At 32.9% G+C, this 15,217-nt stretch carries 9 protein-coding genes; 1 reads left to right on the forward strand and 8 read right to left on the reverse strand.

Annotated features, from left to right (window positions below; translation table 11 throughout):
- Positions 1-15: 15 nt before the first annotated feature.
- The 8 genes from J3S90_RS10575 to J3S90_RS10610 form a co-directional block, all read right to left on the reverse strand.
- Complete coding sequence (locus J3S90_RS10575) at positions 16-3,234, reverse strand: efflux RND transporter permease subunit (protein ID WP_210646171.1); 3,219 nt, start codon at positions 3,232-3,234, stop codon at positions 16-18.
- A gap of 28 nt (positions 3,235-3,262) precedes the next feature.
- Positions 3,263-4,345 (reverse strand): efflux RND transporter periplasmic adaptor subunit, encoded by a 1,083-nt coding sequence (locus tag J3S90_RS10580; RefSeq protein WP_210646172.1) that lies wholly within the window; start codon positions 4,343-4,345, stop codon positions 3,263-3,265.
- A gap of 400 nt (positions 4,346-4,745) precedes the next feature.
- Complete coding sequence (locus J3S90_RS10585) at positions 4,746-7,844, reverse strand: efflux RND transporter permease subunit (protein WP_210646173.1); 3,099 nt, start codon at positions 7,842-7,844, stop codon at positions 4,746-4,748.
- Between the two features lie 3 nt (positions 7,845-7,847).
- Positions 7,848-8,948, reverse strand: coding sequence for an efflux RND transporter periplasmic adaptor subunit (locus J3S90_RS10590; protein ID WP_210646174.1), 1,101 nt, complete (start codon positions 8,946-8,948; stop codon positions 7,848-7,850).
- 125 nt (positions 8,949-9,073) lie between these two features.
- A complete protein-coding gene (locus tag J3S90_RS10595; protein WP_210646175.1) occupies positions 9,074-10,321 on the reverse strand; it encodes a TolC family protein in 1,248 nt (415 codons plus the stop codon).
- Positions 10,322-10,395: 74 nt separating this feature from the next.
- Positions 10,396-11,757, reverse strand: coding sequence for a sensor histidine kinase (locus J3S90_RS10600; RefSeq protein ID WP_210646176.1), 1,362 nt, complete (start codon positions 11,755-11,757; stop codon positions 10,396-10,398).
- Positions 11,754-12,434: a response regulator transcription factor gene (locus J3S90_RS10605; RefSeq protein WP_188050601.1), complete on the reverse strand. Its 681-nt coding sequence runs from the start codon at positions 12,432-12,434 to the stop codon at positions 11,754-11,756. Before J3S90_RS10605 ends, J3S90_RS10600 begins: the two co-directional genes overlap by 4 nt.
- A gap of 114 nt (positions 12,435-12,548) precedes the next feature.
- A complete protein-coding gene (locus J3S90_RS10610) occupies positions 12,549-13,637 on the reverse strand; it encodes a M42 family metallopeptidase (protein ID WP_210646177.1) in 1,089 nt (362 codons plus the stop codon).
- An 81-nt stretch (positions 13,638-13,718) separates the two neighbouring features.
- Here J3S90_RS10610 and J3S90_RS10615 point away from each other — a divergent pair, with 81 nt between their 5' ends.
- Positions 13,719-14,393, forward strand: a complete 675-nt coding sequence (locus J3S90_RS10615; protein WP_210646178.1) for a DUF4294 domain-containing protein — start codon at positions 13,719-13,721, stop codon at positions 14,391-14,393.
- The last annotated feature ends 824 nt before the right edge of the window (positions 14,394-15,217 follow it).

Genomic DNA, 15,217 nt, shown 5'->3' on the forward strand with positions numbered 1-15,217 from the left:
CTTAAATTTCTAAGATTAAAGATCATTCTTTTTATTCTTTTTTCTTTTTGTAATCTTGAAGATTCCTTTTAGATAATCTCTTAAACCTTCTGTCAGTGTTCCTTCTTCTTCTCCTTCAATTAGAATGTGTTTTTCTGAAATTTTTGCAAAGATGTAATACAATCCAGGGATGATAATTACACCGAAAATAGTTCCGAATAACATTCCTCCAGCAGCAGCAGCTCCAATAGTTCTGTTACCAACAGCTCCAGGACCAGAGGCAAAAACCAACGGAATTAATCCAGCAATAAAAGCAAAAGAAGTCATCAAAATAGGTCGAAGACGCGCTGTAGCTCCTTCGATGGCGGCTTGCATTGCGGTGAGTCCTGCAGCGTGCCTTTGTACGGCAAACTCGACTATTAAAACCGCATTTTTACCTAAGATACCAATCAGCATGACCATAGCAATTTGAGCGTAAATGTTATTTTCTAATCCCAATACTTTCAGTAAAAAGAAAGCTCCAAATATTCCAACAGGTAACGATAAAATAATTGGCAAAGGCAACATAAAACTTTCATATTGTGCCGAAAGTACCAGATAAACAAATATTAAAGAGATCAGGAAAATATAAACGGCTTGATTTCCTTGTCTGGATTCATCGATAGAAATTCCCGCCCATTCGATTCCAAATCCTTTTGGTAAGGTTTGTTTGGCTACTTCCGCAACTACTTTTAAGGCTGTTCCACTACTATAACCTGCAGCAGGACCTCCACTTATTTCAGAAGCATTGTACAGATTGTGTCTCGTAATTTCAGAAAGACCAAATACTTTTTCAACTGTCATAAAGGCGCCGTATGGTACCATTTCGCCTGCATCATTTTTGGTGTATAATTTCAAAACATCTTCTGGCATTGCTCTGTATTGTGGCAAAGCTTGAACCATTACTTTGTATTGTCGGTCGTATTTTATAAAACTGGTTTCATAATTACTTCCGATAAGTGTGGATAAATTATCCATAGCATCGGATATTGAAACTCCTTTTTGTTGTGCTTTATCGTTATCTACTTTCAACATATATTGAGGGAAACTGGCACTATAAAAAGTAAACACAGAAGAAAGTTCGGGTCTTTTACCTAATTCTTTGACAAAATCTTTAGTGACTTTTTCCATTTTTTTGAAATCGCCAGTACCAATTTTATCCACTACACGAAGTTCAAATCCACCAGCAGCACCATAACCAGGAACAGCAGGAGGAGGGAAAAACTCAATAGTAGCTCCTTTTATATTTTTTGATTTTTCTTCTAATTCATCCATTACTTGTTGAGACGTGTGTTTTCTTTCGTCCCAACCTTTTAGATTTACCAATACACTTCCTGTATTAGATCCAGTACCTTCAGATAATATTTCATAACCTGACATCGTTGAAACTGATTTTACTTCGTCCATTCCAGAAGCAATTTTTTGTAATTCATCTGCAATTTCATCCGTTCTTTCTAAAGTAGATCCTGGAGGAGTTTGTATCACCGCATAGAATAAACCTTGATCTTCATTAGGTATAAATCCCGATGGTACAGTTGAACTTAAGAAATAAGTTCCCAAACAAAATACTAATAATACTAATACAGTAATCACTCTTCTGTTCACAATAAGAGTTACCAGTTTTTGGTATTTTCCTTGCAAGCCATTAAACCAGTTATTGAATTTGGCTAATAATCTATTTAAAACCGTGTCTTTTTTGGGTACTCCATGTACGTTTTTCAACATCATAGCACACAATGCAGGCGTAAATGTTAGCGCTACAATACCGGACAAAATAATTGCCGTAGCCATGGTAACCGAAAACTGTCTGTAAAAAATTCCAACAGGACCCGACATGAATGAAACTGGAATAAATACAGCTGCCATAACTAAGGTAATAGCGATAATGGCACCTCCAATATCTTTCATTGCCATTTTTGTAGCTTCCAATGCATTGACATGAAATTCTTCCATTTTTGCATGGACCGCCTCGACGACGACTATGGCATCATCGACCACAATACCAATTGCTAAAACTAATGCGAATAAAGTAATTAAGTTGACTGTAATTCCAAACAGTTGCATGAAAAAGAACGTTCCGATTAACGAAACAGGAACTGCAATAGCAGGAATTAATGTTGAACGCCAATCTCCTAAGAATACAAAAACCACTAGTGAAACTAGTAAAAATGCCTCTACTAAAGTGTGAATTACTTTTTCGATCGAAGCGTCTAGAAATTTAGAAACATCATATCCAATTTCATAATCCATTCCTTTTGGAAAGGATTCGCCTTTTATTTCTTCTAATTTCTTTTTTACATTCTTAATTACATCGCTGGCATTACTTCCGTAAGATTGTTTGATTACAATGGCTGCCGAAGGTTTTCCGTTTAATTTGGAATATAAATTGTAATACGCATTTCCAAATTCAACTTCAGCTATATCTTTTAATCTGAGTAATTCTCCGTTGGCATTAGAACGAATTACAATATTTTCATATTGTTCTTTAGTTGTATAACGTCCTGGATATTTTAAAACATATTCAAATGCTTGTGATTTTTTTCCAGAACTTTCTCCTAATCTTCCAGGTGATGCTTCAAAACTTTGATCGTCAAGCGATTTCATAACTTCTTCTGAAGATACTTTGTAAGCCAACATTCTGTCCGGTTTTAACCAAACACGCATCGAATATTCTCTGTCTCCTAGAACATCTGCAAATCCTACACCATCCACACGCTTCAACTCTGAAAGCATATTAATATCGGCATAATTGTAAAGGAAATTTACATCTAGTTTAGGATCTTTACTGTACAAATTGATGTAAAGCAACATGTTAGATTCTTCACGTGTGATTTTTACACCTTCTCTAACAACGATTGGAGGAAGTTTATTTACAACAGCAGCGACACGATTTTGAACATTTACTGCCGCAATATTGGGATCAGTTCCTAATTCAAATACGGCTTGAATAGAAGCTTCACCATCATTACCAGCATCCGAAGCAATGTATTTCATTCCTGGAATACCGTTTAAGGCTCTTTCTAACGGAATTACTACTGATTTAACCATCAATTCGCCATTAGCACCTGGATATTCAGCAACAATATTAACTTTTGGCGGAGAAATAGATGGGAATTGAGTAATTGGTAATTGAATTAATGCTAATCCTCCTAAAAAAACAATGATAAGGGAGATTACAATAGAAAGAACAGGTCTTTGAATAAATTTATTAAACATAATAGTTACTTTATAGGATTAAATTTATCTATTGTTTGATTAATTCTAAACTATTGAAAATCGATGTAGCAGAAACCATTTTAGGTTTGATTTTTTCATCTTCTTTTACCGTTTGAAGTCCATCTATTAGTATTTTATCATCTGGAGATAATCCTGATTCTATGATGTAAACATTAGATAATCGTTGTTTTACTTCAATATTTCGAGAGTGAACTACATTGTTTTTATCCATAACAAAAACATATATTTTGTCCTGAATTTCGAAGGTTGCTTTCTGCGGAATAAGTAGTGCATTTTTAATAGGAACAGTCAATCTTACTTTTCCAGTTTCTCCGTTTTTTAGAAGTAATTCAGGATTTGGAAATTTTGCTCTAAAGGCAATGTTTCCCGTATTGTTATCAAATTCACTTTCAATAGTTTCAATTTGACCGGGATATTTATGTTGTTCTCCATTAGATAATAATAAAGTAGCTTTGTTATTGATGTCTTTAGTTGCACGAGATTTATAATTTAAATACTCTACTTCTGACATATTAAAATAAGCATAGACTTCTTTATTATTTGAAATTTTGGTTAATACAGTACCTTCATCTATAGAACTTCCTTTTTTGAATAAAATTCTGTCAATAGTTCCTTCAAAAGGGGCTTTAATTTTAGTGAATGACAAATGGGTCTCTGCTAATGATAAATCTGCATTAGCTTCCTCTAATTTTGCTTTAGACATCGCTAGTTCTGATTTTGAAACAATATTTTTATCAGCTAAAACTTTAGTATTTTGAAATTCAATTTGAACCATTCTATAATCGGCTTTAGCTTTCAAGTATTCAGCTTCATATAATTTAGGCATAATGCTAAACAATAATTGTCCTGCCTTTACGGTTCTACCTTCATCTACGTAGATGTTTTCTAGGTAACCTTTTTCTTGTGCTCTAAGTTCTACATTTTGTATAGACTGTATTTGAGCAATATATTCCTTTGTAAATGTGGTATCTTTTATTACTGGAGAAGTAACAGTAATTTCAGCTATTTCTGCCTCTTTTTTTACATCAGATTTGCAGCTTGTTAAATTCATTATGGCGCAGATGCCTATAAGAGTTACAATTTTATTCATTTTATCAATATTTTTAGTAGATTATTAAGGTTTGGAAACTTTAAGAAAATAATCTGTGGAAGGTATGTTTAGAATAATAAATTCTAAATCGAATCAAAAAGATAGTGGTAGAGAAACTAGTTTGGTGGATTACTGTATTGATTTTCAAATAATAAAGCTGATAATATCAATATTTGTTTCATTTGATCTTTTTTGATAGAACAAAGATGCTATCGATGGGCTTTAAGAGACCTTAAAATTGACCTTAAAAAAAACTTAAAAAAGAAATAAGGTAAATCAAAGAGAGTAAATAGTAGTAATAAGGAATAGTCCGTGAATTCGTATTGCAAATTGATTTCAAAAAAAAGACACCATTATAAATGAATAATGATGCCTTTCTAACCAAACAACTAATAATTTTTTATTCTATTGGAGCATGTTTTTTTCTGTTGAAAATCCAAAATATAATTGGGAATATCAATAAAGTCAAAATAGTGGCGGTAATCAATCCGCCAATAATTACAACAGCTAGTGGTTTTTGCGATTCAGAACCAATTCCTGTAGAAATTGCTGCTGGTAATAATCCTATTGAAGCCATAAGCGCTGTCATTACAACTGCTCTGGTTCTTGCTTTTACTCCTACGAATATCGATTCTTCCAGCGACAGTTTAGCTTTTAGATTATGATGGAATTCTGAAATTAAGATGACACCATTTTGAATACAAATCCCTAAAAGGGCGATAAAACCAACACCGGCAGAAATTCCGAAATTCATTCCGGTAACATGCAATGCTATAATTCCGCCAATAATGGCAAAAGGAACATTGGCTAAAACTAACAGCGAATCCTTGATATTTCCGAATAAGAGGAACAATAAAATAAATATCCCAATTAAACTTATAGGAACCACTTGTGCTAATCTTTCGCTTGCACGCACTTGGTTTTCAAATTCTCCGGTCCATCCTATAGAATAACCAGTTGGAAGTTCGATTTTAGCTACTTTTTCTTGCGCTTCCGCAATAGTACCTCCTAAATCTCGATCTCGTACAGAAAATTTCACACCAATAAATCGCTTCGTGTTGTCTCTATAAATAAAGGCTGGACCCGTAATTTTTTTAACATCCGATATTTCTTTTAATGGAATTTTCGCACCACTTTTTGTCGGCACTTTTAGATCACGTATATCAATTTCATCTTTACGATATTCTTTAGCATAACGAACACGAACATCAAATTTCTTTGAATCTTCATATTTTTGAGTTGCTGTTTTTCCACCAAAAGCGAGTTCTAGAACAGCTTGAGCATCATTTAGCATAACTCCGTAAGCAGCCATTTTTTCACGATTTAATACTACGCTAATTTCTGGTTGACCAAGATTGCGAATTAAACCTGCATCTTTAATTCCGGGGATATTTTTGATCTCTTTCAAGACAATATTAGCAATACTATCAATTTTCACCAAATCATCTCCATAAATTTTAACTCCGTTTGCTGCTTTAAAACCTGCAACGGCCTCCGAGACATTATCAGAAATCGGCTGAGAATAATTATAGGTTATTCCTTGAAATTGCTTCAACTTTTTGTCCATTTGATCGACTAATGCATCTTGGGAAATTTTTCTTTTCCATTCTTTTTTGGGTTTTAAATTCACTTGAAACTGTACGAAACCAAAACCATTTGGATCTGTTCCGTCATTACTTCTACCCGTTTGAGAAATAACGCCATCTACTTCTTCAAAGGATAATAAGACCGCTTTCAATTCATTGGTGACTTTCATCGATCCTTGTAAAGAACTACTCATTGGCATTTCTGCAGTGATCCAAAGTGAACCTTCGTTGAGTTGTGGTAAAAATTCTGTCCCTAAAAAAGTACCAGAAATAACAACAACCACTAATAAAACTATTGAAGCAGTCAATGATTTAACCTTATGTTTAAAACTCCATCTAAAACCTTTTTCTACAATTCGATCCCAAAAATCAACAAATGGATTGTGTTTTTCGCGAACATTTTTATTCAGTAGTAAATGCGACAAAACGGGAACTAAGGTTAAGGTAAAAAGTAACGCTCCAATTAAAGCAAAACCTAGTGTAAAGGCTAGGGGAGAGAACATTTTTCCTTCTACTTTCTGGAAAGAAAATATTGGGAGCAAAGCCGTTATAATAATCAATTTTGAAAAGAAAATAGATTTACCTATTTCAGTTCCTGTATTTTTTATTAAGCTGCCTTTGGCTAATTTGTTAAATTTTTCCATTCCAACATCTTTAGCTTTACGATCGAGAACTACAAATAAACCTTCGACCATCACGACGGCGCCATCAATGATAATACCAAAATCGACTGCACCTAGGCTCAATAAATTGGCACTCATTCCCATTAATTTCAGACATAAAAAGGCAAAAAGTAACGATAGCGGAATTACAATAGAAACCGTAAAAGTGGTGCGCCAATCGGCCATGAATAAAAACACGATGCAGGTAACCAGAATAATTCCTTCCAGTAAATTGTGCATTACAGTTTCGGTGGTGAAATTCATCAAATTATCACGGTCGTAAAAAGTAACCATTTTTACGTCTTTTGGTAGAATTGAGTTATTAAGTTCATCAATTTTTGCTTTTACCAAAGCTAAAACTTCCTTTGCATTCTCCCCTTTTCGCATTACTACAATTCCTTCTACCACATCATCTTTGTCGTTAAGACCCACTTGACCTACTCGCGGTAAGGAACTTTCATAAACAGAAGCTACGTTTTTTACCAAAACAGGGTTTCCGTTTGCATCGTCAACAATTATATTTTCGATATCTGCAATAGAACTTAATAAACCAACTCCTCGAACTACATATGCTTGACCATTTTTTTCGATTACATCACCACCAACATTTAGATTACTGCCATTCACCGCTTCAAAAACTTGTAGTGGTGTAATGTTATAGCGAGCCAGTTTGACAGGATCAACACCTACTTCGTATGTTTTTTCTTGACCGCCAAAAACAGCAATATCAGCAATTCCGGGAACGGCACGCAACTGCTTATCAATAGTCCAGTTTTGTATGGTTAATAAATCTCTAGTATCTCTATTTTTACTTTGAAGCGTATATCTGAAGATTTCACCAGTTGGACCATATGGCGGCTGTACATCGGCATCAACACCATCAGGCAAAGAGGCATTTTTTAATAAATTATTGACTTGTTGGCGAGCGAAAACATCATCGACACCATCGTCAAATATAATTTTGATGACCGATAAACCAAACATAGTAACACTGCGAACACTGGTTTTTTTCTGTACCGGATTTAATGCAATTTCAATGGGAGAAGTCACAAAGCGCTCAATTTCTTCAGCACTTCGGCCATTCCATTGACAGATAATAGTAATTTGAGTATTGGTTACATCAGGAAATGCTTCAATAGGCATATTTTTGAAAGCGATAAAGCCTGCAATGGCTAAAACGCCTACCCAAAAAAAGGTAAATGCCTTATTTTTAATAGAAAAAGCAATAATATTTTTGATAAATTTGTTCATGTTTTATTCGTTTAAAGCATCATAAATAAACAATTGATTGTTGGTAATTACCTTTTCGTTTTCTTCTAGTCCACTAGAAATATAGGTCGTACCGCTTACTTGTCTGTACACTTCAACTTGTCTGGTTTTAATGTTATTACGATCTTTATAGATCAAAACATAGTTTTTACTTTTGTCAAAAATGATGGCAGTACTTGGAACCGCAATCATAGATTTATCTTCTTCAAATGATAATTTAATCGTGGCGTTCATATCCGGTTTTAAGAGAAAATCTTTGTTTTGAAGTTTTATTCTAGCGTTCATGGCTTTCGTATTAGGATCAATCACGTTAAAAATTTTATCTACTTTTCCATTAAAAACTTTATCCGGATAACTTAAAGTGGTAATAGCTGCATCTTCTCCTAATTTTACTTTTTCAATATCACTTTCGTTGACATTAGCCATAGCCCAAACTTCGCTGATTTCGGCAATATCAAAAATATTTTCGGAGCGGTCATTTCTCAAAAGCATGTTTTGATTGATACTTTTTTGAATTATAAAGCCACTTATTGGTGCTGTTACTTCATATAAGGAGCCACTTTTTATATTATAAATTTTATAGGTTTGCTGAATTTTATTCAATTGTGAAGCCGCTTTATCGACTTCTCCTTTTGCTTGAAGTACTTCTCTCTCCGAATTTAATTTTCCTTCAAATAATTCTTGAGAAACCTTTAAGTTATTTTTGGCTACCAATAAATCACTTTTAGCATCTACCATTTGCTTTTCGAAATCCGCAATATCAGTACTTTTTATCACTGCTAATACTTGACCTTTTTTTACATAATCGCCAAGTTCAACATTTACTTTAACCACATTTCCTCCCACAAGTGGATAGACGTCAATTGCATTGTTGTCGTCCGTAGTAATTTTTCCGTAAAAACTTAATTCATTTCGTACCGCTTCTTTTGTTGCTACAGCTGTTGTAGTTGTTTTTAACATTTTGTCGCTTAGCACAAATGTGGTTGCTGTTTCTTGCTTTTCTTCTTCTTGCTTTTCTTCTTCTTGCTTACAACTTGCCATGGCTAATACAACTAAGCCAATTCCTATAAGTGTTTTATAATTCATTTTATTTCTTTTATTTGGTTATGTATCTGTCGCATACTGCTGCGAGGCAAGTGTAATTTGCCTAATTTATTTTTATTTACAATTGAATGTTTGCTATTCGTTATGAGGATTTTATGAATAGTATTTTAAAATAAATCCTTATTGATGGTACTGTTAAATTCTTCTCCAGAAAGGACTAATTTTTTCTTTAACTCATTCATTTGAATCGCTGCTTGATTGTAACTTTCCATGAAATCAGTAAACTCAAGTAAGCTGATGTTTCTTTTCTGAAAATTCTCTAAAATACCTTTGTAAACCATTTCAAAATCAGTGTTTATTTTAGGATTTAATAACTGATAGTTTTTTCGAGACTCATTCCATTTGTTCCAATTAGAAGCAATTTCGGTTTGTAGTTGTAAATCAAAAGCCTGTTTTTCTACTTTTGATTGTGCTAATATAGTTTTGGCAACTTGTATGTTTCCTTTATTTTTATTCCAAAGAGGCAATGGTATTCCAAGTGTTACATTTTTTTGATTATCAAAGGCGCCTCCACGTTGTGCGTAAGCTAATCCTAAAGTTAAGTCCGGAATAGCGAGCGATTTTTGATATTTTATATTCAACTCATTGATTTCAATGTTTTTTTGCTGTTGCAGATAATCAGGGCGACTTTCTATGGCTATGTTTTCTAATACTTTGGCATCAAGGCTGATTTCTTTAGTATATTTTTCAAAATCAATGTCAGTCAGTGTTGGAACAACATTTTCACTTTCGTTCAGCAGTAATTTTAAGTTTGCTTGTTCCTCTATCGTACTGTTTACGACTTCAATTCTGTCATTTTTAAAATTTAAAAACAAAGATTGTAAACGCACCAAATCTTTCAAAGGCAAATTCCCTTTTTGAGTTTGTACTGAATAAGAGCTTATTAAATCTTCAATATGTGACAGCTGTCTGTCTATGGTTTCAAGATTTTTTGAATTGAAGTAAACTGTGTAGAAACTTTTACGCAATTGGAATTTTAAGGTTCGAAGCAATTCATCAAATTCCAATTCGGTTTGCTTTGCAGTAGCTTGCGCTAATTTTACTTCATTGCGTTTTTTTCCTCCTAAGTAGATGAGTTGCTCAATCCCAAAAGATTTAGCTCCTTGTGATCCATTGTAGAAATACTTTTCTTTTTCTGGATTATACGCATTCAAATCAGCCGTAAATGTGGGATTATCCCAAATACGTGCCTGAATAATGAGTGCTTTTGAAGCATCAATATTGTAATTTGATGCTAATAATACAAGATTGTTCTCTAAAAAAATGTTTTCGCAGTCTTTAACTGTAACTATTTTTTGACCGAAAACAACTTGATTTAGAAATAAGAGTAGTACTAATCCAATTAATTTTTTCATTATATCCTTTTTTGTTGGATACAAAGATGTTCTGACTATCTTTAAGAAGCCTTAATTTCAACCTTAAAAAGACCTTAAGTATGAAAAATCAGTAGGAATAAATTAGTATTTTCTTCAGGATTTTTATATAAAATTTTAGAATTATGAAGCGTAAGGATTCGCTGTACAATACGTAAACCAAGACCAAAACCAGTGGTTCCATTAGCGTTTTCACCACGCATAAAAGGTTGAAAAAGGTTTTTTTGTTCCTTTGCAGTTAATGTTCTTCCAGTGTTTGAAACGGAGATAATTAGTTGCTCTCCATCAACTTTAATTTTTACTATCGCTTGTTGATTATCCGAATAAGTAAAAGCATTTTTTAGAATATTACTAATCGCAATTTCTAGTAACTTTTTATTTCCAGTAATTTCTAAAAGCGAATCTAAATTGTCACTTTCTTCCATTTCAAAAAGGATAACAAAATCAGGAAATATTTTGTTCAACTTCTCAATCGCAGTAAATAGAATTTCGTCTAGTCGATAAATTTCTTTGTTTTCGTATTTTTTATTCTCCAATTTGGACAGAATCAACAAAGAATTTATAAGTTCTGTTAATTGATTGACGTCACCAAGAATGGTGTTTAAGAAATTTTTAGCGTTTTGATCCGTTTCTTTGAGAGCAATATTGTTTTCTATTTGAGAGGTTATTCTAGACAAAGGAGTTCGTAATTCATGAGAAGCGTGAGCCGTAAATTCTTTTTGTTTTTGATACGAAATCTCAATTCGGTCCATCATAAAATTAAACTCGCTAGCAATCAAGTCGATTTCATTTTTTTTGCTTCGAACTTCAACTCTACTATCAAGGTTGTTTGCATTTATATTTCTTATTTTTTGATGAAAAATACCCAAAGGATGCATGATTTTTTTGACAGTAAATGAAGTCAATACCCAACAAATTGCAGTAAAAACGATATAAGAAATAATCAGAATAAAACGCAAGTAAAGTAATTTTCGCTTGCCGTAATCATCCGTTGCAGAGATTAACGCGTAATAATCTTCGTAATTAGTATCATAAAAGATACCATATACTTCATAATTACCTTGTTGTTTAAAAAGTGTTTTATGTGTTTTAAGATATTTTAGGTCATTAACTGACCAATTGATTTTTGCATCATCAATACTGCTATAAATCAAGCGATAATTAGAATCAAAAATTAATGTTTTTTCATTGTAAAGTTTGTTAATGGTATTTTGATCAATCATTTTTAATAATTGCTTATCTACCTTTTTAACATTTACGAGTAGTTTTATATTCGAAAGTGCTTTTACTTCTAATCGATCTCTAAATTCCTCTTTTCTAAAATTAGCATATAATATAAATATCAATGTAGAAGCCAAGCCAAACAAGACGGTGAAGAGTAAACTTACTAAAAGTGATATTCTGTTATTTAATGTCATTCGGACTCTTTTAAATAATAACCATATCCTATTTTGGTGTGAATTAATTTTACGGGATGGTCTTTATCTATTTTTTTTCTTAAAAAGTTGATGTAAACTTCAATTGTATTTTGATTGGTTTCTATATGATAATCCCACAATTTTTCTGCAATAAATTGCTTTGACAGTACATTTCCATTGGCATTGGCTAATGTTAATAGCAATTTAAACTCTTTTGGAGTCAATTTAATCTCTTCGTCTGAACGAAAAACTTTCATTTCCGTTTCAAATATATCTAAATTATGAATACTAATTTTATCTTTTGTTTGCTGTGGAATGTCTTTTCGTCTTAATAAAGCAATTACTCTGGCGTATAATTCATCAAAATGAAAAGGTTTTACTAGATAATCATCGGCTCCATTTTCGAATGAAGAAAGTTTGTCTTCGATTTCACTAAAAGCCGTTAACATTATAATAGGAGTTTTTTTGTCCAATTCTCTAATCGCTTTACAGACTTCAATTCCGTTTTTTCCTGGAACATTAATGTCTAGAATGATCAAATCATAAGCATTAGCTTTGTATTTTTTTACAAGCAATAGACCATCGTAAAATGGGGTACATTCATAAGATTTTGAAGTAAAAAATGTTGCAATTTCTTTTGATAAAGTAAAATCATCTTCGAGTAGTAGAATTTTCATAAAAAAATTGAATTTGTATTTATTCTTTCTTTAGCCCCGATAGGAGCGATATCCTTTTGTCCCGGGTTTCGGGACAAAAGATAAAGCGGATAGCGGGATTAGCTCCTTAAAATATTATTTAAAATAAGAAAAAGTCTCTTCATTTTCTAATTTCAATAGCGTTTCATAGATCAATTTTATTACATTTTCTACGTCATCGCGGTGAACCATTTCGACAGTAGTATGCATATAACGTAAAGGTAAGGAGATTAGTGCAGATGCAACGCCGCCATTGCTATAAGCAAAAGCATCCGTATCTGTTCCCGTAACCCGAGATGAAGCTAGTCGCTGAAACGGAATTTCCTTAGCCATTGCTGTTTCTAAAATTAATTCTCTCAAATTATTTTGAACCGCCGGAGCGTAAGTAACTACTGGACCTTTACCTATTTTTGTTTCGCCTTCAATTTTCTTGTCGATCATTGGCGTAGTAGAGTCGTGACAAACATCAGTAACAATTGCTACATTAGGTTTTATTGTTTTAGTAATCATTTCGGCACCACGAAGACCAACTTCTTCCTGAACAGAGTTAGTAATGTATAATCCAAAAGGTAATTTGATGTTGTTTTCATGTAGCAAACGCGCTACTTCAGCAATCATAAATCCGCCAATGCGGTTATCAATGGCTCGACAAACAAATTTATTTTCATTCAAAATCATAAATTCGTCAGGATAAGTGATTACACAACCTACGTGTACACCCATTTTATCTACCTCTTCTTTAGTTTCACAACCTATATCAATGAATAAATTGTCTACTTTAACCACTTCTTCTTTTCCTCTGTTTCGAGTATGAATTGCAGGCCAACCAAAAACACCTTTAACAATTCCTTTTTTAGTATGAATGTTCACGCGTTTCGATGGTGCAATTTGGTGATCAGAACCTCCGTTGCGAATCACATAGATTAGTCCGTCATCAGTAATGTAATTTACATACCATGAAATTTCGTCGGCATGTCCTTCAATCACTACCTTATAAGGTGCATCTGGATTAATAACTCCAACTGCAGTTCCGTAAGTATCTGTTATAAATGTATCTACATAAGGTTTTAAATAATTCATCCATATTTTTTGACCTTCAGCTTCAAATCCAGTTGGAGATGCGTTATTTAAATATTGCTCTAAAAATGTGATAGAGGATTCCTTTAATATCGATTTTGTGCTCATAAAATAATTTTTTGCTAAATTAGGATTTTGGTATTACAGTTGTGTATTAAATGTATAATTTTGGTAATTAAAATTTATTATATGAAGATAGTTAAATTCTTTATTTTATTTCTTTTCGGTGCTGTTGCTGTAAATGCTCAAATTATTGCTCAGGATACTACAAAAATGGGGTATGAGTTACGAGAGGATGACGCTATACTTAACGATACCATTCAGCTACCTGAAATATTAATATACAAGGATAAAATGAGTTCTGATGCAAGAAAGCAATTTTTGATCCTTCAAAACCGAGTATACGTAACCTATCCTTATGCAAAATTAGCCTCAGAACGTTTGACGAATTTGAATAAAGGAATGGCTAATCTTAAAACAAGTAAGGAGAAAAAAAGATATTTTAGTATAGTAGAGCATTATCTAAACGACGAATTTGAAGCCAAACTCAAAAAACTATCCAGAGGACAAGGACGAATTCTAGTCAAATTAATACATCGTCAGACTGGTAGCACCACTTTTGAATTAGTTAAGAATCTTAAAAGTGGCTGGAAAGCCTTTTGGTCTAATACAGCTGCAAGTATGTTTGATATCAACTTAAAATCAAAGTACGCACCTTACGAGGTAAACGAAGATTATTTAATAGAAACCATATTAGTAGGAGCTTTTGAATCTGGAAGGTTACAAAATCAAAAAACGGCAACGCCTATTGATATTGGAAATCTCAATGAATCATGGTTGGCTAAAGCAGCTAAAGCAAATTAAAATTTTCCTTTTGGCGTTTCCCATTCTAAAAAAGAGGCTATATCCGAGTTCGGTTATAGCCTCTTTTTTAGAATGGCCCGGGCTATTCGCTTCAAGTCCTCGTCAAGTTCCGTTATACTTCACTTGACTGTGGGCTTTCCGCTGCTATCCCTAACGCGGGGTTGTTTTTCTAAGGCTGTTATAAGAGATTAGACTTAATAAACAATTTACTATTCTAGATCACAGTCTGCTCAATAAGATTACTACACCTATATATAGGTAAGAAAAAAAACGCTTACCTATATATAGGTATAAAAACAGCGGTTTTATAAATGGCTGTATTGAATTGCTTATATATAATATAACAATAGCAATCCTAGCGCGATATTGTATTGACATTTGATTGTGCTAAAAAACAAATTCCTACCTATATATAGGTATCAAAACAGTGTTAATGTAAATTCTAGTATCGTTGTAGCTATATATAAGGTAAGAATAGCAATAATTAAAGAAAATATAAGCGTTTAAAATGACTACGCTATATATAATAGGTAGCTTTAAGGAGGATTACGAGGAGTAAATGTTATATGCAAACCCAATAAAAGGGCATAAAACCCTTTTTTAGATTGCATTTAGAAGAGTGGAGTAGATGTTTAGAAAAAAAATATCACATTCAAAGTTCATGTTTTCAGCTCTTTAAATATAACGTCAATAAAAGGTTAAAAAAAAGTGATTAAAAAAGCTTGCATAACGGTATAAACGTTGTAGTTTTGCACCCGCAATGGCGCATAAGTTCTTACTTAAATAATGAAAATCGGATCAAAAATAAAGCGAAAGTTTTAGAA

Source organism: Flavobacterium flabelliforme (genome assembly GCF_017948675.1).
In the GTDB taxonomy this organism is placed as follows: domain Bacteria; phylum Bacteroidota; class Bacteroidia; order Flavobacteriales; family Flavobacteriaceae; genus Flavobacterium; species Flavobacterium pygoscelis.